The following is a 24,849-nucleotide window of genomic DNA, read 5'->3' as shown; positions in this document are numbered from 1 at the left end:
GGAGCTAATCCTTTGCATCCGCCGCTGAGCCCGGCCAGCCCGGGTACTGCGGCGGGGTGCCGCCAAACTCCGGGCAGAGATCCTGGTGGGCGCACCAGCCGCAGAGCTTGGATGGCTTCGGACGGAAGTCCCCGGCGCGCCCGTCGGCCTCAATCTTTGCCCACAGCTCGCCGAGATCGCGCTCGAAGTATTCGAGTTCCTCACGGTTTGGGCTAAGAAACATCGAGTCCAAGACCTTGAGGTACATCAGGCGCAATTGGTGGGGAATGGTGCCTAGAATGCGCCAGTAGACCAGCGCATAAAAGCGCATCTGGAATTGTGCATCCTGGGAATAGCGGGGAAGTGGCTTCTTGCCGGTTTTATAATCCACGACTCGGACCTCACCGGTTGGGGCGCGGTCCACGCGGTCGATGAAGCCGCGGACGGGGACCCCATTGGGCAGGACCGTGTTGACGTACATCTCGGTTTCTTGGCAATCAAAGCCCTGGGGATTTTCCATCTGGAAATAGCCTTTGAGCAGTTCCCTGGCAGCGACGAAGAAGTCGTAGGTGTCTTCTTCTGGCACGAGCTCTAAAAGTTCCTCGTCTTTGGCGGTCATCTCTGCCCAGGAGGGCTTAATCATCTTCACCGCGGCAGGATAGGTGCGCTCTTCGCGCGGTAGCTTGTGCATCTCTTCCAAAACGGCGTGCACAAGGGTTCCTTTGACCTGCGCGATGGTCTTGGGCTCGGGCAACTTGTCAATGGCGCGGAAGCGATAGAGCAGCGGGCACTGCTTATAGTCGGAGGCGCGCGAGGGCGATAGGGCCAGTGGGCGGGGTGTAGATGAAGTAGCCATGGTGTATCTACCCTATCGCCGCGCGATTCGTGGCAAGCTAGGAGGTATGAGTTATACCGCAGATTTCCTAGATTTCATTGCTGCTTCTCCTTCTTCGTACCACGCTGCTGATGAGGTATCCCGCCAGCTGCGCGAGGCGGGATTTGAGGTACAGGATGAGGGAACGCAGTGGTCCGCTGCACCTGGCGGCCACGTCATGGTGCGCGGCGGCGCGGTAGCGGCGTGGTACGTGCCAGAGGGTGCGGATAAGAATTCTGGTTTCCGCATCGTGGGGTCGCATACGGACTCGCCAGGCCTGGTGCTGAAGCCCACGCCGGACTTTTCTGCGGCCGGTTGGCAGCAGGTGGCAGTAGAGGTCTATGGCGGTGCGCTGCTGCATACCTGGTTTGACCGGGAGCTGACCGTGGCCGGGCAGATTGTCACCAAGGATGGTACGCGGCACCTAGTCAATACTGGCCCGGTACTGCGCCTTCCGTCCCTGGCAATCCACCTCTACCGCAAGGATGAGTTCAAGCCGGACCGTCAGCACAACATGCAGCCGGTTTTGAGCGTGGGTGACCCGGAGGCATCCATCTTGCAGGTAGTGGGGGAGAAGGCGGGCGTCGCCAAGCAGGATATTGCTTCCTTCAACCTGATTACGGCCGATGCCGCTCGCGGCGAAGTCTTTGGCGCGGGCGAGCAGTTCATTGCGGCTGGGCGCATGGATAACCTTTCTTCCGTACACGCCTCTTTGGAAGCGATGAAAAAGGCCGCCGAGGTCTACCAAGGCAAGGATATCTTGGTCATGATGGCCTTTGACCATGAAGAGGTGGGCTCGAGCTCGCGCTACGGCGCGGGCGGTCCCATCCTGGCAGATGTACTTACCCGCACTGCACGAGCGCTGGGGGCCAACGAGGAGGAACGCTTCCAGATGTTCTCGCACTCGAGCTGTGTCTCGGCCGATGCAGCCCATTCGGTGCACCCCAACTACGTGGGCAAGCACGATCCCACGCACCATCCGATCATCGGCAAGGGCCCGGTGACCAAGATCAATGGCAACCAGCGCTATGCCTCCGATGCCACCACGGTGGCGTTATGGGAAGCAGCGTGCGAGAAGGTAGGCGTACCGGTGCAGCGGTTTGTGGGCAATAATGATGTGCCCTGTGGCTCGACCATCGGTCCCATTACGGCGACGCGTTTGGGCATCGATACTGTGGATGTGGGCGTGCCCATGCTGTCTATGCACTCGGCGCGGGAAATGGTGGGCGAGCGGGACCAAGTATGGCTCGCGCAGGCACTTGAGGCATACTTGGTGGGATAGTAACCGCAACCTCGAGGAGTCTTGAGACATGGCTTATTCCGGCCCCTTTGCCTATGGCGACCGCGTGCAGCTTACCGACGCCAAGCGGCGCCACTACACGGTTATTCTGGAAGAAGGAGGCCAGTTCCACTCCCACAAGGGCATCATTAACCATGATGACATCGTGGGTATGGACGAGGGCTCGGTCATTGAGTCCACCCTTGGCTCCTCCTTCCTGCTTTTCCGCCACCTGATGGTGGATCACGTGCTATCCATGCCGCGCGGTGCCGCGGTGATCTACCCCAAGGATGCGGCGCAGATTTTGGTAGAGGGCGATATCTTCATGGGCGCGCGCGTGCTCGAGGCCGGCGCTGGCTCCGGTGCGCTGTCTATGTCCCTGCTGCGCGCCGTGGGGCCAGAGGGGCATGTGTATTCCTATGAGGTGCGCGATGACCACCTCGAGTATGCGGTAGATAACGTCAAGGAATACTTTGGCGAGCAGCCCGAGTGGTGGTCGCCGCGCCTCGGCGATTTAGGAGATGTCACCGCCGAGGACTTGGGTGGGCCGGTAGACCGCGTGATCCTCGATATGCTCGAGCCCTGGGAGCACTTGGAGACCGTGCGCGATCTCCTCATCCCCGGTGGTGTTTTCATGACCTACGTGGCAACGGTGCCGCAGTTGATGAAGGTCATGGAAGGAATCCGCGAGCTCAAGTGCTTTACCGAGCCTAAGGCCTGGGAATCACTGGTGCGCGAATGGAAGGTTGAAGGCCTGGCTACGCGCCCGGAGCACCGTATGAATGCGCATACCGCCTTCCTTATCTGGACCCGCCGCCTGGCCGATGGCGTGACCCCGCCGCGCCCGCAGCGCCGCGCCCGCAAGTAAAGCTGGAAATAGGCTCACCTCAGCGCTCAGAATTTAAAGCGCAAGTACCCTCTTTCGCCGACTGGGCCGCGTTAGAGTAGTGGGCATGGATGAAGCCACGGACTATAAGCGGCAAATTAGCCAGCTTGCTGCCCGCAATCAGAAGTTGGCGGCCTTATTAAAGGAATCGCGTGGGAAGCTGGAGCAGCTTTTTGCGGAGCTTAACGCGCTGGCTGAGCCGGCATCGACCTACGGCGTTTTCTTAGGCTATTCGCCTACCCACAGCGAGGTGGGAACCACCGCGGAGGTCTACACCAACGGCCGCGTGATGCAGCTTAAGGTTTCGCCCAATGTGGAACCGGGCAGCCTAGTGGCCGGCCAGCAGGTTCGCTTGGGCGATGGCTTCGTAGTGGTGGAAGGGTGCGCGCCCGAGCGCACGGGTGAGCTCGCCACCGTGGTGGAGCGCCTGGGAGAGAGCCGCCTTATCGTGGCCAACTCCTCTGGCGAGGAAAAAGTGGTGTTGCTATCGCAGGCACTGCGCGAGGAAACCCGCGTGGCAGCAGGCGAGATAGTGTTGGTCGACCCCAAGGCCGCCATCGCGCTGGAAAAGGTGGAAAAGACCGAGGTCTCCCAGCTCTCCCTTGAGGAGGTCCCCGATGTGCGCTATGAGGACATCGGCGGGCTCGATGAGCAGATTTCCCAGATCCGCGATTCCGTGGAACTGCCGTTTATTCATCCGGACCTCTATCACCACTACGAGCTACAGCCGCCTAAGGGCGTCCTCCTTTATGGCCCGCCTGGGTGCGGTAAGACGCTTATTGCTAAGGCCGTGGCCCATTCTTTGGCGCAGCAACTGGGCAGTGATGGGCCTAGTTACTTCCTCAATATCAAGGGCCCAGAGTTGCTCAATAAGTATGTAGGCGAGACGGAACGCCGCATCCGCCTCATCTTTGAGCGCGCTCGTGAATTAGCCCAGCTGAGTTCCGACCGGCCGGTGGTCATCTTTTTTGATGAGATGGAATCGATCTTCCGTACCCGTGGCTCAGGCGTGTCTTCGGATATGGAAACCACGGTGGTGCCGCAGCTGCTCACAGAACTTGACGGCGTGGAGAGCCTTTCCAATGTGATCGTTATTGGCGCTACCAACCGCGAGGAGCTCATCGACCCAGCCATCATGCGCCCCGGGCGGCTCGATATCAAGATCCGGGTTAACCGGCCGAGTAAACAGGGTGCCCGCGAGATTTTCGCCCGCCACTTTGCAGAATCCGTGCCGCACCAGGGCACGCTAGAGGAACTTATCGGCACTGCGGTGGACGAGCTTTATGCCGATCGCCCCTTTGTGCAGCTGCACTTTTCCAGCGGCGAGCGCGAGGTATTGCACTACCGGGACTTCGTCTCCGGCGCGATGATTGCCAATATCCTCTCCCGCGCCAAGAAGCTGGCTATCAAGGACGAACTGCAACAGCGTGCGGGCAGTGAGCAGGGGATAGGCGGGCGCGAAGGGGGCATCGCCAAGCAGCATTTGCTCCAGGCTATCGCGACCGAGCGCGCGGAATCCGAGTACGTGCCCACCTCTACCAACCCCGAGGAGTGGACCAAGATCATCTCCCAAGACCATGCTGGTGCTCGCGTTGAGCGGGTGGAGCTACTGACCGCTAGGAGGAGCGCATGAGCCGCGTTGTAGGTACCGAGACCGAGTACGGCATTGCCACCCCGGAGCTGCCGGAGTATTCGCCCATCATTTCTTCCACGCACGCGGTGGTAGCGTATGCCGCTATGCACACTGGGGCGCGCTCGCGCTGGGACTTTGCCGAGGAACATCCTCTGCGCGATTCCCGCGGCTTCGATCTCAAGCGCTACCACACCGTGCCCGTGGTGGATCCCAACGCCATCGGGGTGGCCAATGTGGTCACGGCCAATGGCGCGCGCTTTTATGTCGACCACGCGCACCCAGAGTATTCCGCCCCAGAGTGCACCAATGCCTGGGATGCCACGCTTTACGACGCCGCCGGTGACGCCACGCTCCTGCAATCAGCAGCGGCCGTAGCGGGCCTTACTGAGCAAGGAAAGTCTGTCCTTGCCAACCATGACCCGTGCCCTGCTTTACGTTTCTACAAGAACAACGTGGACGGCAAGGGCGCGTCTTATGGCTCGCACGAGAACTATCAGTACTCCCGTGCCACGGACTTTGACACTATGGCGCAGGCGCTTATCCCGTTTTTCGTGGCCCGCCAGGTAGTCATCGGCGCCGGGCGTATGGGGATCGGCGAATTTGGCGAGGAGCCGGGATTCCAGATCTCTCAGCGCGCTGACTATATTGAGCAGGAAATCTCGCTGGAGACCACCCTCAATCGCGGCATCATCAATACCCGCGACGAGCCGCATGCGGTGCACGCGGACTATGGGCGCCTCCACGTCATCATCGGAGACGCGAATATGTCGCAGACCTCCACGCTGCTCAAACTAGGCATGACCTCGCTAGTGCTCGATGCGATTGAGCAGGGTGTGGACTTTAGCGATCTCCGCTTGCAGGATGCCGTGGCGGAGGTCCCGCGCGTCAGCCGCGATCTCTCCCTTCAGCATCGCCTCGAGCTTGCCGACGCCCGCCATCTCACCGCCCTAGAAATCCTCGCTGAATACCGCGCCCGCGTAACCCCACGCACAGAAGCCGATCACAAGGTGCTTGCGGCTTGGGACGAGGCCGTAGCACTTCTGGCAAAGGACCCGATGCAGGCGGCGCACCTGTTGGATTGGGTGGCGAAGTATCGCTTGATCAAGGGCTACCTCGACCGAGGTATCGATCCGGCCGACCCGAAGCTGCGCCTGATTGACCTGCAATACGCGGAGATCGATCCGGCAAAGTCGCTACACCACGCGCTGGTGCGTAAAGGTCAGATGCGGCAGCTCTTTAGCGCTGCAGAGATTGAAGACGCCGCCACCATTCCGCCAGAGGACACCCGGGCGTATTTCCGCGGCCGAGTAACGCAGAAATTCGGTGAGGACATCATTGCCGCGAGCTGGCAAAGCCTCACGGTGCGGTTAGGCGAGGAAACCGCGGCACCCTGGGCCACGGTTCCGATGGATGAGACCACCAGCCTGACTCGCGCCCAGTGCGAGGAGATCATCGACGCCGCACCTACGGTAGCGGATCTTCTTCAGGGACTAACTGACAGCGGTATCCAGCCCGAGTACCGTAACTAATAGTCAGACATCGAGGCAGAAGCGAAGGAAAGGACGTTCATACCATGTCAACCCACCAGTCGCAGGTCACCGGCGGTAACGGCGGCGATGACTCCACGGGGGAGGAGGAGTTTACCTCCACACAGCTGAGCATTAATACCACCGGCACCGATGAATTGCTCGATGAGATCGATGGGCTGCTAGAAAACAACGCCGAGGAATTCGTGCGCTCTTATGTCCAAAAAGGCGGGCAGTAAGGGTGAGTGACCAGCGCCCCGTCTTCGCCCGTCGCATCATGGGCATCGAGACGGAATATGGCTTAACCACCAGCGCGGGCCCAGGAGAACGCACCCTGAGCCCCGATGAAGTGGCGCGCGTGCTTTTCCGGCCCATCGTCCAGGAACATTCTTCCTCTAATATCTTTTCCACCAACGCGAGCCGCCTGTACCTCGACGTCGGATCCCACCCTGAGGTAGCCACCGCCGAGTGCGATAGCTTGAGCCAGCTTCTGGCCTATGAATGCGCTGGCGATGCGATAGTCAACCGGCTGGGCGAACAAGCAGAGCAGGCCTTTGCTGCAGAGGGGCACCCGCGCGCGGTGTACCTGTTTAAGAACAACGTGGACTCGGCCGGCAATTCTTTCGGCTGCCACGAAAACTACCTCATCAGCCGCCACATGGTGCTCAAGGATTTGGGGCTGGCACTCCTTCCGTTCCTTATTACCCGCCAGCTCATCTGCGGCGCCGGCATGGTGCAGCCCGCTAAGGGCGATAAGCCTGCCCAATTCCTGCTCTCGCAACGCGCAGACCAAGTCTGGGAAGGTGTATCTTCTGCCACCACCCGCTCACGCCCCATCATCAATACCCGCGATGAACCACACGGCGATTCCAAACGCTTCCGCCGCATGCACGTCATCGTGGGTGACTCCACTATGGCCGAGCCCACCATGGCGCTAAAGGTTGGCTCCACGCTGCTCATCTTGGAAATGCTGGAGGCCGGATTTGAGCTACCGGAGTTCGACATCGACAAACCCATTCACCATATCCGCGCCATCGCACGTGATATGACGGGCTCGACCGAACTGCCGCTTGCCGGAGGGGGAGCCGTCACCGCGCTCGAGGTCCAACAGCAACTATGCCAGCGCGCAACCCAATGGTTGGAAGAACGCGAAGACGCCGGAACTCCCACGGCAGAAATGCGGCGCGTGGTGGATCTCTGGCAGCGCACGCTGCACGCCATTGAGACTCAAGACTTCTCCGGCGTGGACCGAGAAATCGACTGGGTCATCAAATTGGGACTGCTCGAGCGCTACCGTGCACGGCTGGGCGGACACTGGGACCACCCCAAGCTCGCCCAGATTGATATGACCTATCACGATATCCGGCCGAGCCGCGGGCTCTACCATGTCTTGCTGCGCAAGGGCCTTATCGAACGCTGGATCACGGACTCCGAGATTGAACGAGCTATGGGCACAGCGCCTGCCACCACCCGTGCTGCGCTGCGCGGCCAGTTCCTTGCCGCTGCGCGTAGCCTCGGGGCCAACGTCACCGTTGATTGGACGCGCCTCAAGGTCAACCGCCCAGAGCCACGCACCGAGGAGCTCCTAGACCCCTTCGTAGCCGACGATGATCGGGTCGAGGCGTTGCTAGACTATATGCGTCTACACCACAGCTAGAAGCATACGAGCAGCACCAGGGAGACAACACAACACGTGGCAGCACACAACCCCGCGCCGAAACGGCATGATGAGGCGGTAGAAAGACTCACCAACCTCTCTTTCGCGCTACAGGGCGCCGCCAACTCCGGCGGTAGCCCGGATCGCACCGCCTCCTGGATTCGCCGGCATGTGGCAGGATACGGCGATAAATCAGATGAAGCCTTCGCCAAATCACTGGCCCGAGATATCGCAACCCTCCAGCGCGCCGGGGTGCCCATTGTGCATTCCGGTAGCGAAGATGGTGCGCGTTATCGCCTTGACTCGAGCAGCTACCAGCTTCCTCCGGTGGAGTTTTCCCCTGAGGAGGCCATGGTTCTAGGCATTGCAGGAGGCGTGGGTACCACCGGAGGCTTAAGCGATTTTTCCCTGTCGGGTTGGACAAAGATTGCTGCCAGCGGCGCCTCCCGCAACCTCGCAGGCGCACCGGTATACACGGCGGTCAATGACATCACGCGACTCGCCCCAGAAATCATCACCGCGGTGCTCGCTGCGGTGCGCAATCAGCTGCGCATTACGTTTTCCTACCGTGCTAATCCGGCTACTGAGCCGGTACGCCGTGTCATGGACCCGTGGGGAGTGGTCAACCGAGACAGCCGCATCTACCTCGTGGGATTCGATGTGGACCGCAACGAACCGCGCGTCTTTCGGGCCCTCCGCGTCTCTGACATCAAACGCTCGCACGATCCCGCGGAGCACACCAATCCAACTGAAGATTTGCAGGTGTTAGTAGAGCGTGCACTGCAACGAGGGGAAAAGGTGGATGCGCGCCTTGTCATCCCGGAGGGGCAGGCGCGGGAGCTTATGGATGCCGGCAAGCAGCAGCCCGACGGCACGGTGATGCTGCGCAAGGTGGATAAGGACTGGCTCGTACGCACCGCGGCTGGGTATGCGCCGGAGGTACAAGTGGTGGAACCAGCCGAGGTACGCCAGGAGGTCATTTCCCTTTTGCGCAGGGCAGCACATTCGCAGGAAGGACGCTAGTCATGGCTGACGGATCACAGAAGCTCCAGGCGCTCGTGCGCTCTTTGAACCTGATTCCGTACTTCAAGAATCATCCCGACAAGACGCCCATGGAAGCGGCCAAGGACTTAGGTATGGAACCCGGCGAGCTGAAGGAAGCTCTCGATCGCCTCTTTTGCTCCGGCACGGGGCGCAATACCGAAGACCTCATCGATCTCTCCTTTAGCTATCGCGATGGGGTAACCATCCATAATGATCAAGGCTTAAGCCAGGCACTGCGGCTCACCCCAACCGAAGCCGGTGCCTTGCTTCTCACCTTGGAGTCCTTGCAGGCGATGCCTGGGCTTATCGACGCCCATGCGGTCGATTCCGCCGCCGCGAAGCTGCGCGGCATTATGGATGAAAGGACTGTCGCCATTTATGATTCGCTATCTACTCCAGCCCCTGAAGAGACGGATATCCAGGCGCTTCTGTCCCAGGCGGTTGATGAACGAAAGCGGATCCGGCTGCACTACTGGAGTGCTTCTTCGAATGCAGAATCCGAGAGGGTGGTGGATCCAGCCCGCATTTTTATTGTCGATTCTGAGCCTTACTTGGCTGCGTGGGAAGAAGCTAAGCAAGCCCATCGCACCTTTCGCATCGACCGCATTAGAAGCGCATGCCTCACGGAGGAAAAGGCTCAGCCGCACCTGAAGGAACTCGACTTTGATGCCTCCTCACCCTTTAATTTGGGCGATGGAGACACCGTGCAACTAGCAATTAACCAAGAATTCACGTGGCTGGCTGAGTATTACGATATGCGTCTGGGCGAAGACCTGGGAAATGGGGAAATAGCTGCAACAATGCCTATGGGATCAGTGGATTGGCTTATTCGCTTTGCCCTTGGTCAGGCTGATAGGTTGCGGGTAGTGGCTCCTCAATCCGTGGTAAACCTCATTGCGGAGCGAGGAAACACTGCATTGAGCGGCTATACTCTGTAGCCAGTTACTTGCCCGTTTACTGCGCCTGCTCGCTGGCAAAAAGCCGGCGGTGATGCTTTCCGGCATGCTGGTGCACTAGTTGAAAGAGGTTTCTCCATGAGCCTAGGACCTATGGAAATCGGCCTGATCGTTCTTGCCATCGTCTTGCTTTTCGGTGCAAAGAAGTTGCCGGAATTGGCACGCTCTATTGGCCGTTCCGCGCGCATCTTCAAGTCTGAGGTCAATGAGATGCATTCCGAGGATGCCCAGCGTTCTCAGTCTCAAGCACAGCTGAACCAGAAGCAGCAGTCCGATGAGGAATTCTGGAACCGACCAGACATGCAGCCGGGCCAGCAGAACAACACGAATACTCAGCAGTAAACGCCCCTAACCTGTCGTCGCGCGAACACCCCTGCAGCGCGCGGATATGCACCCGCAATCCGTGCAGTAGGGAAGTGTTCGCTTCTTTGCGTTGAAAGAGCCACACTGATGTCGTCACAGTCACAGCCGGTATCTCCCCAGAAGGCAAGCAAGAGCGTGAAGGGTAAGCTGCGCTTTTCGCGCAAGCAAAAGAACCCTACCGGGGAGATGACCTTGGTGGAGCACCTACAGGAGTTGCGCCGTCGCATCATTATTTCCGTGCTAGCGGTTGTTGTCGGGGCCATCATTGGGTTCATTTGGTACCAACGAGCACCATTCGGACTGTCTCCGTTGGGTGAAATTCTACGAGAACCGTATTGTGCGCTGCCCCCAGATAAGCGCGCCTCCTTCAGCGCGGACGGCGAGTGCCGTCTATTGGCCACCAGCCCGTTCGAAATGCTCCTGCTGCGCTTGAAGGTAGGCGCTTTGGCCGGCACCGTATTGTCCTCGCCGGTGTGGCTGTATCAGGTCTGGGCCTTCGTTGTGCCTGGTCTCCATAAGAACGAGCGCCGCTACACGTTGAGCTTTGTCAGCGCCGCGGTGGGCCTATTCGTTGCCGGTGCTGTGCTGGCCTATTTCATCTTGTCCGTGGGTTTGGAATTCCTCATGGGTATCGGCGCCGAGTATCAAACAGCGGCCCTGACCGGTGAGCGATATTTCTACTTTCTCCTGGCTCTGCTGCTCATCTTTGGCATCAGCTTTGAAATCCCACTGCTTATCGTGTCCCTGAACCTTATTGGCGTGCTCGAATATGAACACGTCAAAGACAAGCGTCGCATCATCATTGTCGTCGTGATGATTTTCGCCGCCTTCGTCACCCCAGGCCAGGATCCTTTCTCGATGGTGGTACTGGCTGGTTCACTGATCTTGCTCATCGAGATCGCATTCCAGTTCTGCCGCCTCCACGATAAGCGCATGCAGCGCGAACGCCCCGAGTGGATGGATCTCGATGATGAGACTGCTTCGCCACTTGGCGCTGGACCAGGAGCCATAGGCGGGCCAACCCCTGTCGAGGCGCCGAGCAGAGTAAACCCTTCACCGGGCCCCACTCAATCCGTTTCACAGCCAGTACAACAGGCACAGCAGCAGCCGCAGCAGACGTGGACCACCGGTGGCAAGGACGCTCCGTCGACCGGCGGCGGCTTTTTCGACGATGTCCTCTAGGCACGGGTAGCCTGGGGAGTCATGACTGAAACTCATCTGGATTCTTTTACCGCAGCCCTGCCATACCCGTTGGATGAGTTCCAGGTAAAGGGCTGCCAAGCCGTGGAGGACGGTCACGGCGTACTGGTCTGCGCGCCGACCGGCGCCGGCAAAACCATCGTGGGCGAATTTGCTGTCTCTTTGGCGCTGAGCCGGGGAACCAAGTGCTTTTATACGACGCCGATTAAAGCCTTGAGCAATCAGAAGTACCACGACTTGGTGGAAGAGCATGGCGAAGAAGCCGTAGGCCTGCTCACCGGCGACGTATCGATCAACTCTGATGCAGAGATCGTCGTCATGACCACAGAGGTACTGCGCAATATGATTTACGCAGAATCCGCGGCCCTCGATCGCTTGACCCACGTGGTCATGGATGAGATCCACTTTTTGGCTGATGCCTCCCGCGGCGCGGTGTGGGAAGAGGTCATCCTCAACCTCGCGGATCATGTCTCCATCATCGGCCTATCTGCCACAGTGTCCAATTCGGAAGAATTCGGCGATTGGCTTTCTACCGTGCGCGGCGATACCACCGTCATCGTCTCCGAACACCGCCCAGTTCCCCTCGACCAGTGGATGATGCTGGGGCGCAAGATTTATCCGCTCTTCGAGCCAGAATCTGGCGGCCAGGTCAACTCCGAGCTAGAGCGTAGGATCCAGCGCCTTGAAGCCGGCGATACCGACGATGGTCGCGCAGACTATAAATCCGGCAAGGGCTTTCGTGCGCGTGCGCGTCACAAGGGTGGCGGACGCAGCGAATTCCACGGTAAGGGAAAGGGACGCTCCGGCGCCGCTCGGCAGCAGGATCGCTATCGCCCCTTAGGCCGCCCAGAGGTATTGAAGGTATTGCAATCGCAGGACATGCTTCCGGCGATCACCTTCATTTTCTCCCGCGCCGGCTGCGACGGCGCTCTTTATCAGTGCCTGCGCAGCCGCATGGTGCTTACCTCCCAAGAGGAGGCGCAGCAGATCAAGGAGATCGTCGATGCGGGTGTGGAGGGTATCCCTGAAGAAGATCTGCAGGTCCTAGACTTCAAGCGCTGGCGCGAAGCCCTGTCCCGCGGCTTTGCCGCGCACCATGCAGGTATGCTGCCCGCCTTCCGGCACATCGTGGAAGACCTATTCGTACGCGGGCTCGTCCGCGCCGTGTTTGCCACTGAAACGCTCGCACTCGGCATCAATATGCCGGCGCGCACCGTGGTTCTAGAAAAGCTCATCAAGTTCAATGGTGAAGCGCACGTCGATCTCACCCCGGGCCAGTACACGCAGCTGACTGGCCGCGCAGGCCGCCGTGGCATCGATACCTTGGGCAATGCAGTCGTGCAGTGGGCCCCCGCCATGGATCCGCGTCAAGTAGCTGGCCTTGCTTCTACCCGTACGTATCCTCTCATTTCCACTTTTGCGCCGGGCTACAACATGGCGATCAACTTGCTGGGAATGCTTGGTTTCGAGGATTCTCTCCGCCTTTTGGAAAAGTCTTTCGCGCAGTTCCAGGCCGATGGCTCCGTCGTGGAGGAAACTCGCGAGATTGAACGCGCCGAGCATCGCGTGCGAGAACTGCGCAACCAGCTCGATGATGCCGTGGCCTCGCTTGCACCACCTGCTAAAGACGGGGAGGATCCCGCCGAGGTTCTCATGGACTATGTCCGCCTGCGCCGCGAGCTCACAGCGGAAGAAAAGCAATCAAAAATCGATAGTGCCAATCAACGAAACCAAGAGGTTATCGCGGTACTGGGGCGCCTGCAGCTGGGCGATGTTATTGCCATGCCCGGCAAGAAGCGTCCTATTCTCGCCGCGGTTGTTACTCCCGCTAACCAAACTGCGGATCCCCGCCCGTGGATTACCACTGAGTCCGGGTGGTCTGGCCGTATCGATGCAGCCGGAATCAATAACCCACCGATCCAAGTCGGTAGCATCAAGATCCCCAAGCCGGTGCGCAAGAACCCGCGCCGCAATACCCGATATGTGCAGGATGTTTTGCACCGCGAACACTTTGACCGTCCTAAGCGCATGAAGTCGCACACCCGCGCTCGGCCAAATAAGCGGGTAGGTCAGTTGCGCGACGCACTGCGTGCTCATCCAGCTCACGAGTGGCCGGCTACTGACCGCGAACAGCTGGCGGGCCTGGCACAAAAGCTGGCGCGGCGCGAGCGGGATCGGGACAAGCTGCAATCCAAGGTCAATAAAGCTACGGATACTTTGGGCCGCACCTTCGAGCGCATTGTGGACCTCCTCGCAGAAATGGACTACGTCGAGTTCACCGGGGTCGGTGCCGGTCGCACGCCGGTGATCACGGAGGAAGGCGAGCGCCTTGCCAAAATTCACAGCGAATCCGATCTGCTCGTCGCCCAATGCCTCAAGCGCGGAATTTGGGATGAACTCGATCCCGCAGAGCTGGCCGGTGTTGCCTCCCTGTGCTGTTTCGAAAACCGCAAGGCCACCAGTGGGCAACCGGAAGCAGCCACCGAGCGCATGGCTGACGCTATGAATGCCACGTGGCGCGTGTACACCGAACTTACCGCTGATGAGCAGCGCCACCGGCTGCCGCCCACCCGTGAACCAGAGGCCGGATTCGCTTTGGCCGTACACCAATGGGCGGCTGGGGCGCCTTTGGGCTACTGCATGGCTGCGGCAAATGAAGCCGGCGCCGAGCTCACCCCCGGTGATTTTGTCCGCTGGTGCCGCCAAGTTATTGACCTGCTCCAACAGGTGGCTAAGACGGGGTACGACGGGGAAATTCAGCGCAACGCCCGCCGGGCCATCGACGCAATTCAGCGCGGTGTCGTAGCCATTGGCGCCTAAAATCCGCGGCGCGGACGAGTAGACTCTGGGGTATGACTGATACTCAGACTTTTTCCGCTGATGTCTACGCCCAGCGTCTGCACGCCGCCCAAAAGGCGGCTGCAGACAAGGGCATCGATCTGCTCCTCATTGGCACGGGACCAGACTTTGCCTACCTCACCGGCTCCTGGGTTTCTTCCCACGAACGCTTGACGGTCTTGGTCGTGCCGCAGCAGGGCAATGCATGGATCGCCGCGCCTAATACCGATATCACCGATATCAAGGCTGCTCCAGTAGGTGAGCTAGATGTAGAGTTGCGTGGCTGGAATGACGGAGAAAATCCTTATGAGCTTGCACTGCATGGCGCAGGCGACGGACTAGGCAAGGTAGCGCTGGGACAGTCGCTGACTGCAGACCACGTGCTGCGTTTCCAAAATCTGCTTCCACACGCCAGCTATGAACTGGCCACTTATGCATTAGCCGAGCTTTTTACCCGCAAAGACGAGGCTGAAATCACTGAGCTGCGCAAGGCCGGCCATGCCATTGACGCGGTCCACGCGCAGGTACCGCAGCTTTTGCAGGCCGGTCGCACCGAGGCCGAGGTGGCCCACGAACTGGAAAAGCTCATTCTGCAGGAGCATTCCGTTATCGATTTCGTCATCGTCGGCTCGGGCCCGAATGGCGCCAACCCGCACCATAGCTTTTCGGATCGCGTGTTGGCTGAGGGCGAGCCAGTCGTCGTCGATATCGGAGGCACTTTGCCTTCCGGCTACCACTCCGATTGCACCCGCACCTACGTAGTGGGCGGGGATTTTTCCAAGGCCCCGCAGGATTTCCAGGATGCCTATGCCGTGCTTGCCGACGCCCAAGCTGCCGCCCGCGCAGCATCCCACCCCGGCAGCACCGCCGCAGACATCGATGCCATTGCCCGCCAGGCGATCTCGGCAGCCGGCTGGGGCGACTACTTTGTCCACCGCACCGGACATGGCATCGGCCTGTCCACGCACGAGGAGCCTTTCATTATGGAAGGCAACGATCTCGCCTTGGAAGAGGGCATGGCCTTTTCCATTGAGCCGGGTATTTACTTGGAAGGCAAGTGGGGTATGCGTTTGGAAGACATCGTGGTGCTGACCAATGATGGCTACGAGTCCCTGAACCAAGCTCCGCGTGACGTCCGCTAATGGCTGGCGTACTGATTCTAGGCGGCCGTAGCGATATCGGCGGAGAAATCGCTAGGAGAGTAGCCCCAGGCCACGATATTGTGCTCGCCGCTCGCGGCACCCACGGTATGGAAGGCGTGGAAGGCCGGCTCCGGGCGGCGGGTGCGCGCAGCATTCATCTGCTTGATTTCGACGCCGCAGATTTTCCGTCCCATGCCGGTGTGGTTGAGCGCGCCATAGAGCTGGCAGGCTCCCTTGAGCTTGCTGTCGTCGCCTTTGGGATCCTGGGCGATCAGCAGCGGGCAGAACGCGATGCTTCCCACGCGGTCGACATCGCCACAATCGATTATGCCGCGCAGATTTCACTGCTTACACTCGTTTCCCAGCGTATGCACCGCGGCCATATCGTCGCCTTTTCCTCGATAGCAGGCTGGCGGGCCCGCCGGGCAAACTACGTGTACGGATCTACCAAGGCTGGTCTTGATGCCTTTTGTCAGGGGCTGGCGGACAAGCTGCACGGCAGCCAGGTAGGCCTTATTACTGCGCGCCCTGGCTTTGTCATCGGCAGCATGACGGAAGGAATGAAGCCGGCGCCACTTTCCGTGCGTCCGGCAGATGTGGCTGAGGCAGTAGTCGACTGCATTGACCGCGATGCACGGCGCGGTAAGCCGCGTTCGCGCACCGTGTGGATTCCTCGGGCTCTGCAGGGCCTAGCGTGGGTCATGCGGCTTGTACCGCGCCCACTCTGGCAGCATATGCCGCGCTAAACTCTGCGCTCTCGTTACTCTGCGCGTAGCAGGGGAGAGTTGATGTCGAAGATAAAACCGCGTGGGGCGAGTACGCGCAGCACCACTTCGGCATCACCCTCGGCAATATTGTGAAAGACTAATCCGCCCCACGGGGTGACGGTGATGTCTACCTCTAACTGGCCTATGAGCTGCGCAAACTCAGCAGGGATGGCGCCGCGGTGCACGCCCGCGCCGAGGTCGACAACGCCCGCAGGCAAATGATCATCTAACCAGCCAATGGGGCCTGGTTCTGCCAGGGCGGATGCCTTAGGCTCAGCGGAATCCGAGTTCTGGAGTACCTCCTCATAGTGCTGGGCAGCAGCCTGTGGAGTCAGTGGGGCAGAGGGGGCGTCGCCAAGCGGGGAACACTCAAGGCGCAGGGCTCCGTCCCCGTCGATGCTAAGGCTGACTGCGGCCGCGCCGGTCGGTACGTCGTCGTGGGCGATAACGGCCAGTCCGGGACCGCCTTCCGTCGCTTCCAGCTCGGCCGCGATGTCCTGGGCCGTTTGCTTGGCCTCCGCTGACAAAGGCGAAGCCAGCACCGGCATCGCCGTGGCGCGCAATTGCAACTGCTGGAGCTGCTGATTGAGTGCCTCCGCATCCTTAATACTGCGCAGCTCGATTGCGGAAAACCGGTCGATGTAGACATACCCATCCGCACAAGCACTGGCGCACTGCGCCAAAGTAACCCAATCCTGGGCGTGGGTGCTGCCACCGGCAACGTGGATGCGGATGCACGTGCCGTACTGGGGGTCTTCAAAAAGCGCAGGAGTAAACATGCGCACTAGTTTAACCTGCCGCGGCTGCACCTTCGCGCATGAGTGTTGCCAGCACTTTATCAGTCTGCCTCGTTAGACTGAGGCCATGCCGTTTATGTATTTTGCTCTCTACATGGTCGCAGAGACCCTGACCTTCTGGGCCGTTTCTCAATGGATCGGTGTTGGCTGGGCGCTTATCGCACTCTTTATCACCATGTTCTTCGGAATGTCCATCGCTGGCATTGAAGTGCGCCGTTTGATGGGAAAGCAGGTCGAACGCACTGGGGACGGCGCATACGTGGTTCGCGGCGGCAATGTGGGCAAGACCGCCAGCAATGTGGGCCTTACCTTGGTAGGCGGCATGTTGCTTTCTTTGCCGGGCTTCTTGACGACGATCCTCGGAGCCCTCTTTATCTTCGCGCCGACCCGCGCCGTTTTCCGCACGATGATGGCGGCCTCTTTGTACCGCAAGATCGAAAACATGGGCGTTAAGATCTACGAGGCCACCCCAATGGCGCAGCAGCACGACTCTTATGGCGACTTTGGCTCCTTTGGACGTGGCCAAGCAACCCAAAGCGGGCACCCCAGCACGCAGGATGCTGGCCCGCATGAGGTGTTGGATGAGGAGGAGATCCGCCGCTGGAGTGAGAACCTGGATCCAGATGACTTCGGTCCCTCCGGTGGCGAGTCCAAGGGCGGAAAGAGCTAGTGATGCTGACTCTTGCCCGCCTCGTAGTGGCGGGTCTTTCTGGTCTGCTCACGTATGCCGCCATCGAGCCCCGTGGCTGGTGGTGGGCTGCCGTGGTGGGCGCGGGCTTGCTGTACGCGAGCTTGCTGCCGTGGGGAACTAGGCACGTTTCCGCCCGTGTGGGCGCGCTTCTCGCAGTAACACATTCGCTCGTGCTGTACCTGCTGACGCTGCCATGGATCGGCGAATTGGTGGGCAGCGGGCCATACATCGCTTTGGCCGTATGGCTTTCGGTATACGCCATTGTGCTGGGCCTTGGCGGCGCGGCGGTAGCGCGGTGGAAATACGGTTTTATTGCCTTCCCGTTCTTCTACCTCGCGGTGGAGGTGCTGCGTTCCTCGGTACCTTTCGGCGGTTTCTCTTGGGTGAAATTGGCTTGGGGACAAGTCGACGGACCGCTAGCCACCCTGGCGCCGTGGGGCGGAACCTCGCTCATTACCGCAGCCACAGTGTTGTGCGGCTGCGGCCTCGCTGCGCTCCTGATTCAACGCGGATGGAAGGCCAAGAGCGCCGCACTCCTAGCAGCTATCCTTCCCCTTGCAAGCGCGACGGTGGCAGGCTTGGGAATCAACCGAGACGATTCCACTGTCGGAGAAGCAAAGGTTGCCGCAATCCAAGGAAACGTACCTCGCATGGGCCTAGACTTTGCCGGGCAACGCCAGGCGGTCCTCAACAACCACGTGGCCGAAACAAAGAAGCTGGCATCGCGCGACAAGGACATCGACCTAGTCATCTGGCCCGAAAACTCCTCCGATATCAACCCATTCCGTGACGGAAAGGCAGCCTCGGCGATCAGTGGTGCCGTCGATGCGATAGATGCACCTGTTTTGGTCGGCACCGCCACGCGGGATGAGGTGGGAGCCCGCAACACCATGCAGGTCTTTGCTCCCGGACATACGGTGGGAGACCATCACTATAAGAAGTACCTGCAGCCCTTCGGTGAAACCATGCCCATGCGGGATTTCTTTGCCAAGTTTTCTGACTATGTGGACCTCGCCGGCGATTTTAAGCCCGGTAACGGCCCAGGCGTTGTCTCCATGGCGGGCGTGCCGGTTGGCGTGGCAACGTGCTACGAAGTTTCCTTCGATAGCGCCTTTAGGGAGTCGGTGAAAAATGGTGCACAACTACTGACTACTCCCACCAATAACGCCACCTTTGGCTATTCCGATATGACCTACCAACAATTGGCCATGAGCCGATTGCGTGCCATGGAGACAGACCGAGCCGTGGTGGTGGCGGCGACCTCTGGAGTATCCGCCATTGTTCACCCAGATGGACACGTTAGCCAGTCCACGGAGATTTTCACGCCGGAGGCATTGGTAGAGCAGTTGCCCTTGCGTAGCGGCGAGACCTTTTCCGTGAGGTTTGGTTCGCCCCTGCAATGGCTCATGGTTATTATTGGAACAGTCTGCGCACTGGTAGCTTTGCGCACAAACCGCCTGCGACGCACCCCGCGCCGCTCCGGCACAGATACATACGTAGGAGCATAAACACTGTGAGCACGCTTGAATCCTCGACCTTGGTCATCATCCCGACCTATAACGAGATCGAAAATCTTCCTCTCATTACTGGACGCGTCCGTGAGGCGGTCCCAGAGGTCCATATCCTCATCGTGGACGATAACTCTCCCGATGGAACTGGTGACAAGGCCGATGAGTTCGCAGCACAGGATGACCACATCCACGTTCTCCACCGCGAGGGCAAAGGCGGCCTGCTAGGCGCTTATATCGCCGGCTTTGAGTGGGGATTGGAGCGCGACTATCAGGTGCTGTGTGAGATGGATGCAGACGGCTCCCATGCCCCGGAACAGCTTCACCTGCTGCTGGAAGAGGTGGACAAGGGCGCGGACCTGGTTATCGGCTCCCGCTATATCCCGGGTGGCGAGACCGTGAACTGGCCGGCAACTCGTGAGTATCTCTCCCGCCTTGGCAATATCTACATCTCCGTAGCGCTGGGCGCTGGGCTGTCCGATATGACCGCCGGTTACCGTGCGTTCCGCCGCGAGCTGCTCGAGTCCATCGACTTTGATGAGCTGTCCAAGGCCGGTTACATCTTCCAGGTTGATCTGGCCTTCCGTGCTGTCAAGGCTGGCTTTGACGTCCGCGAGGTTCCCATTACATTTACCGAGCGCGAATATGGCGAGTCCAAGCTCGACGGTTCCTTCGTGAAGGATTCCTTGCTCGAGGTCACCAAGTGGGGCGTTGCTCATCGCACTGAGCAGCTGCAGGACTTCGGTGGCGCCGTGTCCCAGTTGGTCAACCGTGAAGTCAAGGACGGCTCCATTCACGATCTAGGCGTTCAGGCCCGTAAGGGCGCCGGCTGGGTCTCTGACTTCGCCAGCGAGATCGGGCATCTGGCAAAGCACCAGATTGCGCAGCTGAAGAAGTAGGCGCCACCGCAACGCATAAGGCCCGTACCGTCCCTTAGCCAGACTAGGGAGGTACGGGCCTTTTGGCTGCCGCAGAACTTTAAGAGTTCTTTTGCTGCTGCTCCTGCTGTTCCTTCAGGAGGCGGGCTGCGGAACGGCGGCGGGAGCGCAGGTGGTTAATGCGCTCTTCAAGCAGCTCATCGAGCTCCTCGATGGAGCGACGCTCACGCAGCATATCCCAGTGTGTGCGTGGTGGCTTAGCGGGCTTAGACTCAACGCCTTCACCTTCTACCAGGTGGCCCAGCTTGCCGTTCTTGCACATCCATTCTTCAGGGATTTCAGCATCATCCGCGAAAGGCACCTCATAAATCTCGCCGTCTTCGGTGCGGTACTTCACCATCTGGCGCGGTGCGAGGTCGTGGTCGCGGTCGGTTTCGTAGCTGACTGCGCCCATACGGCTGCCACGGAGTACGCGATCTGCCATGCAACATCATCCTTTTCAAAGAGATCCCTGATTGAGTGCGAAGCAAAACTTCGCCTGAGAGCTACTAATTATAACGAACACCCACGCGTCTTTGTTCCCAGCCCGCCCAAAATGGACTAAAGTGTATCGGGTGATCCGTACAGCTAGTCGTGAACGCAACGTCGGTTCCTGCCAATGGTGTGGGAAGGACATTGACCAAGGCGGTAGGGGACGGCCACGGAAGTTTTGCAGCGCCTCCTGCAAGCAGCGGGCTTATGAGCAAAGAAATAACGTCAGTGGCACGGGAATTCCCGCCAATGCCGTGATCCTTACTCCAGACAAGGCAGAGAGTTTGCGCGACGGACTTTTTGAACTACGTTGTTCCGCAGAAGATATCAACACCGCCGCGGAGGAAGGCGCTAGTGCGCAGGAGCTTGCCGGTTTGTGCGAAGAGCTTGTTGCCCTGGCGCGACGTCTAGAAGGACTTCGATAGAAGATGAAAAAGCTTTTTTATAACCGCAAGCTCGTCATCACCATCTTTGTGGTGTTGATTGTGTTGCTCACCGCCGTGGCCATTGGCCCGATGGTGTATTCGCTCCTCAAGGGCGCCGGAGTAAAGACCGAACCGGTTTCCGGCGACGGCGCAAAGGCCGCATCAACGGAGCTCGATGGCACCTGGGAGGTAGCCAAGGGCCGTGCCAATAACCATACTTCGGTTGGTTTTACCTTTAATGAGGTTCTACCTGCGGAAAAGACCACCACATCGGGATCAACCACGGAGGTAACCGGCCAGGCGGATATTTCTGATTCCACCCTGAAAAAAGCCACGGTCACCGTTGATATGGACGAGCTGACCACGGATAAGAAGGTCCGCGACCAGAACATGAAGTCCAAGCTCTTTGAGACCCAGCTTTTCCCGGAGTCTTCTTTTGAGCTGACTAAGCCGGCCTCGCTTGCCGACGTCCCTGATGACGGCACCATTGGCAAGGTTGAGCTCACCGGCGATCTGACGATCAAGAATAAGACGCACGAGATCACTCAAGATTTTGACGTCCTTCGCGATGGAGACCAGATCGTTATCGGCGGCACCGTGCCAGTTGATCGCCTTGATTACGGCGTAGAGACCCCGGAGATGCTCGCCGCGAAGGTCGAGGAAAAGGGCGAAGTAAATCTCCGTATTTCTTTCGAGAAGAACTAGCGAGGGCCTAGCCTGTGAATTCCCGTCAGATTATCCCGTTTATGTGGCTGCGCCTCGTCGTCGTCATCGGTTTTACCATTTTCGTAGCCGTTCAACAGATGTGGGTCATTGTGGCCATCTCGGTTCTTTTGGCGCTGTTGACTATCTGGCAGCTGAGGAGCGCTTACCGGAATCGCTAGTTAGGCCTTCACGGTGTTGGGGGAACTTCCCCGAATAACGTCAGTGTGACGTTATATAGTGGTGTAGTTGACCCCGCTAGAAGGGCATATCTTTGCCGATATCAGTATTTTCGGTCGCCGAGCAAAACGCCGCCACTAATAGTTGGCCCCGGAATGAAGAGGTCCGGAAAGACAGATGGGGCCGGCTGTCACAGAGCTGAACTCCAATGAGCTACAAGCCGGAATCGATACATGCGCCTGAGTCTGGCAGCCGGCGGAGGGCGCGGCAAAGGCCGCGGGGCGCCGCCAAGCAAAGCGCCGTAACATCGCGTGGAAATTGAAGGAGGCTGAACCGGGGTCCAATAGATGGGCCGGAAAGATGAGTTAGCGCTCGGGCGCATATGGGAGCGATACACGATGGCCTTCGGATATCCGTAATTGTCCGATAATGTACATTATGTCACTTTAAAGATGGGTGCGGTTCCCTCTCTTTGCTCTATCGTCGTACATGGCTTGCTGTCGCGGTCCTGAGATGGCCTCCACCAAGGGGCAATCCCACCCCGCTGGCGTCCTGAAAGGCAGACGAGTGCGTAAAATTGACACCATGACAATTCAGCACGTAGTAGATAAGCCTTCCCGCGCAGCTCTCTTTCTTGTCCTTGAGATCAAGGACGGCGGTGAGCAAGCCACTCGCGATATGCTCACGGGGTTTGCCGGACTGTTTAAGTCCGTTAACTTCCGCTACACCGAAGGCGAGCTTTATACCGTAGTCGGCATTGGTGCTTCCATGTGGCCGCGTCTGACCAGCGCACCGATGCCGGAACGCCTCAAGGAATTTGAGGCAATTGACGCCGCGCATAAGGCCCCGGCCACGCCAGGCGATATTCTTCTCCACTTCCGTGCAAATAACTATGACCTGTGTCATGAGATGGCCCGCCAAGTACTGGATCAGCTGGGCGATGCCGCCAGGGTTATCGATGAGACCCAAGGTTTCAAGTACCTAGACCAGCGCGACTTGCTGGGCTTTGTGGATGGCACCGCCAATCCCCTCGCCGAAGAGGCTTTAGATACCGTGCTGCTTGGCGACGACGCCGACTACCCCCGTGGCTCCTATGTCACCGTCCAAAAATATATCCACGACCTAGCCAAGTGGAACGAGCTGAGCACCGAGGAGCAAGAAAAGGTGATCGGCCGCACCAAGGCCGACGATATCGAGTTGGATGACGATACCAAGCCCACTAATTCTCACGTAGCCCTCAATGACCTAGAGGAAGATATTTACCGCGAGAACATGGTCTTTGGCTCTTTCGCCGCGGGTGAGATGGGTACTTACTTCATCGGTTATGCCAAGGACCCAGAAAACGTCATGGAGCGCCTGCGCAATATGTTCATTGGCAAGCCGGAGGGAAACTACGACCGCATCTTGGACTTTTCCACCGCGCTTACAGGCACCAATTTCTTTGTGCCCAGCGCGGATCTGATGAAGAACTTCGACGAGCTGCCGCTGGCCTAAGGGCCACCCGCCTTACGGCCGCCCGCCTAACGCCGACCCCCGCGGTTGCGGTGGGCCAACCCAAATTGCACCGAGTCAATCATCCCGAGCGTCATAAGGGCCTCGCGGAGGGCAAATTGGAAGGTCCACAAGCGGCGGAAGACTGGGTCGAATCCAGCGGCCGCTGCCTCCCGTAGGTGCCCATCAAAAAAGGATCGCTGCTGACGCAGGGACTCCAGGTAATGGGTGCCCACGTGTGTTTCGGACACGATGCGCAGGTTCGAGTTCTTATCTACTAGCTGGTGCATTTCGGTGGTGAGCGGATAGTCCAACCCCGGCCACACATAGGCTCGCAAAGCCTGAAGCGAGGCCCTACCGGCCTCAGTCATCGACTCGGTCGCCACGATGGACTGGATTCCTGCCCGGCCATTAGGCGTCAAGAAGCGGTCGACTGCGCGGATGTACTCCTTGCGCTCACTAGGGCTGAGTTGTTCTATCTTTTCTACGGTGACGATGGCGTCATAGTGCCCGTGCCACTGCTTGGGGTTCGGGACGACGCCGGGAATGCGCTCGACATGGATGGAATCGTCTGCCCCCTCTAGTACGAGGGCCTCGCGCATGTGGCTCATTTGGTCCACATCACTTGTCAAAACGTCTACTGTAGCGCGCCGCTTAGTCGCCCGCATCGCGGGCTGCATTCCGGCAGCCGGGTACACCAACAGGTGGGTTCCGGCGCCGGTACGGGTAGCGTCTAGCAGCCAATCCGCTGCGCGGCGCTGTGCATCTCCCAGATCATCCCTGTCCACACTTGTGGGCTCACTCAGCGTCGTGACATCGACGAAGTGGCTCTTCGGTTCCTTGCGGCCGGCCTTGGGGCTATAGCTTTCCACCGTTTCCCTAATGGTGGTCGGTACACCACTGGAAAATATCCCACCTACATGGCTTAATCCATCGCCGGCATAGAGCCGAACCAATTCCAGCGGCAGCTCCCCTGGCTCCGAATTACCAGCACCTAGCATCTTGGCTTTGGGAAGGTAGCCCACTCCCAATAGGCGGCCGAGCACCTTTACCAGCTGCGAGGAAGAGGTAACGGTCCACTCTCCTGCCATATAACTTTCCGTAAATCCCAGCCAGCCGCTAGCGGCAATGCGCTCAAACAAGGCATCATGCCCCACCTTGAGATCTGGTCCGCCTTCGGCTTCGAGGTCTAGTTCTAGTCCGGCATCATCGCAGGCCTTGGCAAATTCAGCCTCTGCCCGGCGGGCTTTCATTCCAGGCCAACGAGGTGCGGGCACCGTAGCCACATTGGGCCAGGATTCTGCATCGATAGAGCTCAAATGCTCAGGGCGGGTAAAAGTCATAATGCCAGGTGCGCTCCTTGGTGGGCGGAGGAAGTCACTATCCGGAACAACCTTAGTCAGCTTTGTGCGCACCCCGGTTTAGGCGCTCCGCACGGCCGCGCCGGTTCTTCCCACGGAAACCGCAACGGAGCGGCGGAAGTTTATCAGTCATTAAGTATG

24 protein-coding genes are annotated in these 24,849 nt (G+C 59.2%); 20 read left to right on the top strand and 4 right to left on the bottom strand.

The window, feature by feature from the left end; genetic code table 11:
* Positions 1 to 4: 4 nt before the first annotated feature.
* Positions 5 to 835: a RecB family exonuclease gene (locus tag QKD99_RS08820; RefSeq protein ID WP_284836167.1), complete on the bottom strand. Its 831-nt coding sequence runs from the start codon at positions 833 to 835 to the stop codon at positions 5 to 7.
* Between the two features lie 46 nt (positions 836 to 881).
* Between QKD99_RS08820 and QKD99_RS08815 the strand changes: the two genes are divergently transcribed.
* From QKD99_RS08815 to QKD99_RS08755, 13 genes are all read left to right on the top strand, one after another.
* Positions 882 to 2,135, top strand: a complete 1,254-nt coding sequence (locus QKD99_RS08815) for a M18 family aminopeptidase (protein WP_347951245.1) — start codon at positions 882 to 884, stop codon at positions 2,133 to 2,135.
* 28 nt (positions 2,136 to 2,163) lie between these two features.
* On the top strand, positions 2,164 to 3,000 hold the full coding sequence (locus tag QKD99_RS08810; protein WP_005324783.1) for a tRNA (adenine-N1)-methyltransferase: 837 nt from the start codon (positions 2,164 to 2,166) through the stop codon (positions 2,998 to 3,000).
* A gap of 85 nt (positions 3,001 to 3,085) precedes the next feature.
* Entirely contained in the window at positions 3,086 to 4,651 is a 1,566-nt protein-coding gene (arc, locus tag QKD99_RS08805; protein ID WP_347951244.1) for a proteasome ATPase, read from the top strand.
* On the top strand, positions 4,648 to 6,180 hold the full coding sequence (dop, locus tag QKD99_RS08800; RefSeq protein ID WP_347951243.1) for a depupylase/deamidase Dop: 1,533 nt from the start codon (positions 4,648 to 4,650) through the stop codon (positions 6,178 to 6,180). Before arc ends, dop begins: the two co-directional genes overlap by 4 nt.
* A gap of 44 nt (positions 6,181 to 6,224) precedes the next feature.
* Positions 6,225 to 6,416 carry a ubiquitin-like protein Pup gene (locus QKD99_RS08795; RefSeq protein ID WP_204609071.1) on the top strand — a complete coding sequence of 64 codons (192 nt, stop codon included), beginning with the start codon at positions 6,225 to 6,227 and terminating at the stop codon, positions 6,414 to 6,416.
* A gap of 2 nt (positions 6,417 to 6,418) precedes the next feature.
* A complete protein-coding gene (gene pafA / locus QKD99_RS08790) occupies positions 6,419 to 7,834 on the top strand; it encodes a Pup--protein ligase (RefSeq protein WP_347951242.1) in 1,416 nt (471 codons plus the stop codon).
* 36 nt (positions 7,835 to 7,870) lie between these two features.
* Entirely contained in the window at positions 7,871 to 8,857 is a 987-nt protein-coding gene (locus QKD99_RS08785) for a WYL domain-containing protein (protein ID WP_347951241.1), read from the top strand.
* Positions 8,858 to 8,859: 2 nt separating this feature from the next.
* On the top strand, positions 8,860 to 9,816 hold the full coding sequence (locus QKD99_RS08780) for a WYL domain-containing protein (protein ID WP_347951240.1): 957 nt from the start codon (positions 8,860 to 8,862) through the stop codon (positions 9,814 to 9,816).
* Positions 9,817 to 9,912: 96 nt separating this feature from the next.
* Positions 9,913 to 10,176, top strand: a complete 264-nt coding sequence (tatA, locus tag QKD99_RS08775; protein WP_005324774.1) for a Sec-independent protein translocase subunit TatA — start codon at positions 9,913 to 9,915, stop codon at positions 10,174 to 10,176.
* A gap of 207 nt (positions 10,177 to 10,383) precedes the next feature.
* A complete protein-coding gene (gene tatC / locus QKD99_RS08770; protein WP_284868005.1) occupies positions 10,384 to 11,379 on the top strand; it encodes a twin-arginine translocase subunit TatC in 996 nt (331 codons plus the stop codon).
* A gap of 21 nt (positions 11,380 to 11,400) precedes the next feature.
* The gene (locus tag QKD99_RS08765) at positions 11,401 to 14,217 is read left to right on the top strand and encodes an RNA helicase (protein WP_297846397.1); all 2,817 of its coding nucleotides are present in this window, start codon (positions 11,401 to 11,403) and stop codon (positions 14,215 to 14,217) included.
* A 32-nt stretch (positions 14,218 to 14,249) separates the two neighbouring features.
* A complete protein-coding gene (locus QKD99_RS08760) occupies positions 14,250 to 15,377 on the top strand; it encodes a Xaa-Pro peptidase family protein (protein WP_347951239.1) in 1,128 nt (375 codons plus the stop codon).
* A complete protein-coding gene (locus QKD99_RS08755; RefSeq protein ID WP_347951238.1) occupies positions 15,377 to 16,123 on the top strand; it encodes an SDR family oxidoreductase in 747 nt (248 codons plus the stop codon). The genes QKD99_RS08760 and QKD99_RS08755 overlap by 1 nt, the downstream gene beginning before the upstream one ends.
* 14 nt (positions 16,124 to 16,137) lie before the next feature.
* On the opposite strand, the gene QKD99_RS08750 is transcribed toward QKD99_RS08755, so the two are convergent.
* Positions 16,138 to 16,923: a precorrin-3B synthase gene (locus QKD99_RS08750; RefSeq protein WP_347951237.1), complete on the bottom strand. Its 786-nt coding sequence runs from the start codon at positions 16,921 to 16,923 to the stop codon at positions 16,138 to 16,140.
* A gap of 85 nt (positions 16,924 to 17,008) precedes the next feature.
* Between QKD99_RS08750 and QKD99_RS08745 the strand changes: the two genes are divergently transcribed.
* Genes QKD99_RS08745 through QKD99_RS08735 form a run of 3 tightly spaced genes read left to right on the top strand, consistent with a single transcriptional unit; the run spans position 17,009 to position 20,039 of the window.
* Positions 17,009 to 17,611 (top strand): FxsA family protein, encoded by a 603-nt coding sequence (locus tag QKD99_RS08745; RefSeq protein ID WP_347951236.1) that lies wholly within the window; start codon positions 17,009 to 17,011, stop codon positions 17,609 to 17,611.
* Positions 17,611 to 19,140, top strand: a complete 1,530-nt coding sequence (gene lnt, locus QKD99_RS08740) for an apolipoprotein N-acyltransferase (protein ID WP_347951235.1) — start codon at positions 17,611 to 17,613, stop codon at positions 19,138 to 19,140. The genes QKD99_RS08745 and lnt overlap by 1 nt, the downstream gene beginning before the upstream one ends.
* A 5-nt stretch (positions 19,141 to 19,145) precedes the next feature.
* Entirely contained in the window at positions 19,146 to 20,039 is an 894-nt protein-coding gene (locus tag QKD99_RS08735; RefSeq protein WP_347951234.1) for a polyprenol monophosphomannose synthase, read from the top strand.
* Between the two features lie 79 nt (positions 20,040 to 20,118).
* Here the strand turns inward: QKD99_RS08735 and QKD99_RS08730 are convergent, their stop codons facing one another.
* Positions 20,119 to 20,502: an RNA polymerase-binding protein RbpA gene (locus QKD99_RS08730; protein ID WP_023021567.1), complete on the bottom strand. Its 384-nt coding sequence runs from the start codon at positions 20,500 to 20,502 to the stop codon at positions 20,119 to 20,121.
* A 130-nt stretch (positions 20,503 to 20,632) separates the two neighbouring features.
* Here QKD99_RS08730 and QKD99_RS08725 point away from each other — a divergent pair, with 130 nt between their 5' ends.
* The 4 genes from QKD99_RS08725 to QKD99_RS08710 all read left to right on the top strand — a co-directional run bounded on the left by QKD99_RS08725 (position 20,633) and on the right by QKD99_RS08710 (position 23,350).
* Positions 20,633 to 20,974, top strand: a complete 342-nt coding sequence (locus QKD99_RS08725) for a hypothetical protein (RefSeq protein ID WP_284814802.1) — start codon at positions 20,633 to 20,635, stop codon at positions 20,972 to 20,974.
* Between the two features lie 3 nt (positions 20,975 to 20,977).
* Positions 20,978 to 21,679, top strand: a complete 702-nt coding sequence (locus QKD99_RS08720; protein ID WP_347951233.1) for a YceI family protein — start codon at positions 20,978 to 20,980, stop codon at positions 21,677 to 21,679.
* A 14-nt stretch (positions 21,680 to 21,693) separates the two neighbouring features.
* Positions 21,694 to 21,858, top strand: a complete 165-nt coding sequence (locus QKD99_RS08715; protein WP_347951232.1) for a hypothetical protein — start codon at positions 21,694 to 21,696, stop codon at positions 21,856 to 21,858.
* A 583-nt stretch (positions 21,859 to 22,441) separates the two neighbouring features.
* On the top strand, positions 22,442 to 23,350 hold the full coding sequence (locus QKD99_RS08710) for a Dyp-type peroxidase (protein ID WP_347951231.1): 909 nt from the start codon (positions 22,442 to 22,444) through the stop codon (positions 23,348 to 23,350).
* A 26-nt stretch (positions 23,351 to 23,376) separates the two neighbouring features.
* On the opposite strand, the gene QKD99_RS08705 is transcribed toward QKD99_RS08710, so the two are convergent.
* Positions 23,377 to 24,690: a class I SAM-dependent methyltransferase gene (locus QKD99_RS08705; protein WP_347951230.1), complete on the bottom strand. Its 1,314-nt coding sequence runs from the start codon at positions 24,688 to 24,690 to the stop codon at positions 23,377 to 23,379.
* Positions 24,691 to 24,849: the final 159 nt, after the last annotated feature.

Origin of the sequence: Corynebacterium sp. c3Ub_189, assembly GCF_039907195.1 — a bacterium.
Classification (GTDB): Bacteria; Actinomycetota; Actinomycetes; order Mycobacteriales; family Mycobacteriaceae; genus Corynebacterium.
Note: the sequence above shows the minus strand (reverse complement) of the source record. Positions and strands in the feature narration are given on the sequence as shown.

What these genes read in the sequence shown, in the direction of transcription:
- QKD99_RS08820 (WP_284836167.1), bottom strand. Translation starts at nt 835, where the DNA reads ATGGCTACTTCATCTACACCCCGCCCACTGGCCCTATCGCCCTCGCGC.
- QKD99_RS08815 (WP_347951245.1), top strand. Translation starts at nt 882, where the DNA reads ATGAGTTATACCGCAGATTTCCTAGATTTCATTGCTGCTTCTCCTTCT.
- QKD99_RS08810 (WP_005324783.1), top strand. Translation starts at nt 2,164, where the DNA reads ATGGCTTATTCCGGCCCCTTTGCCTATGGCGACCGCGTGCAGCTTACC.
- arc (WP_347951244.1), top strand. Translation starts at nt 3,086, where the DNA reads ATGGATGAAGCCACGGACTATAAGCGGCAAATTAGCCAGCTTGCTGCC.
- dop (WP_347951243.1), top strand. Translation starts at nt 4,648, where the DNA reads ATGAGCCGCGTTGTAGGTACCGAGACCGAGTACGGCATTGCCACCCCG.
- QKD99_RS08795 (WP_204609071.1), top strand. Translation starts at nt 6,225, where the DNA reads ATGTCAACCCACCAGTCGCAGGTCACCGGCGGTAACGGCGGCGATGAC.
- QKD99_RS08780 (WP_347951240.1), top strand. Translation starts at nt 8,860, where the DNA reads ATGGCTGACGGATCACAGAAGCTCCAGGCGCTCGTGCGCTCTTTGAAC.
- tatA (WP_005324774.1), top strand. Translation starts at nt 9,913, where the DNA reads ATGAGCCTAGGACCTATGGAAATCGGCCTGATCGTTCTTGCCATCGTC.
- tatC (WP_284868005.1), top strand. Translation starts at nt 10,384, where the DNA reads ATGACCTTGGTGGAGCACCTACAGGAGTTGCGCCGTCGCATCATTATT.
- QKD99_RS08765 (WP_297846397.1), top strand. Translation starts at nt 11,401, where the DNA reads ATGACTGAAACTCATCTGGATTCTTTTACCGCAGCCCTGCCATACCCG.
- QKD99_RS08760 (WP_347951239.1), top strand. Translation starts at nt 14,250, where the DNA reads ATGACTGATACTCAGACTTTTTCCGCTGATGTCTACGCCCAGCGTCTG.
- QKD99_RS08755 (WP_347951238.1), top strand. Translation starts at nt 15,377, where the DNA reads ATGGCTGGCGTACTGATTCTAGGCGGCCGTAGCGATATCGGCGGAGAA.
- QKD99_RS08750 (WP_347951237.1), bottom strand. Translation starts at nt 16,923, where the DNA reads ATGTTTACTCCTGCGCTTTTTGAAGACCCCCAGTACGGCACGTGCATC.
- QKD99_RS08745 (WP_347951236.1), top strand. Translation starts at nt 17,009, where the DNA reads ATGCCGTTTATGTATTTTGCTCTCTACATGGTCGCAGAGACCCTGACC.
- QKD99_RS08730 (WP_023021567.1), bottom strand. Translation starts at nt 20,502, where the DNA reads ATGGCAGATCGCGTACTCCGTGGCAGCCGTATGGGCGCAGTCAGCTAC.
- QKD99_RS08720 (WP_347951233.1), top strand. Translation starts at nt 20,978, where the DNA reads ATGAAAAAGCTTTTTTATAACCGCAAGCTCGTCATCACCATCTTTGTG.
- QKD99_RS08710 (WP_347951231.1), top strand. Translation starts at nt 22,442, where the DNA reads ATGACAATTCAGCACGTAGTAGATAAGCCTTCCCGCGCAGCTCTCTTT.
- QKD99_RS08705 (WP_347951230.1), bottom strand. Translation starts at nt 24,690, where the DNA reads ATGACTTTTACCCGCCCTGAGCATTTGAGCTCTATCGATGCAGAATCC.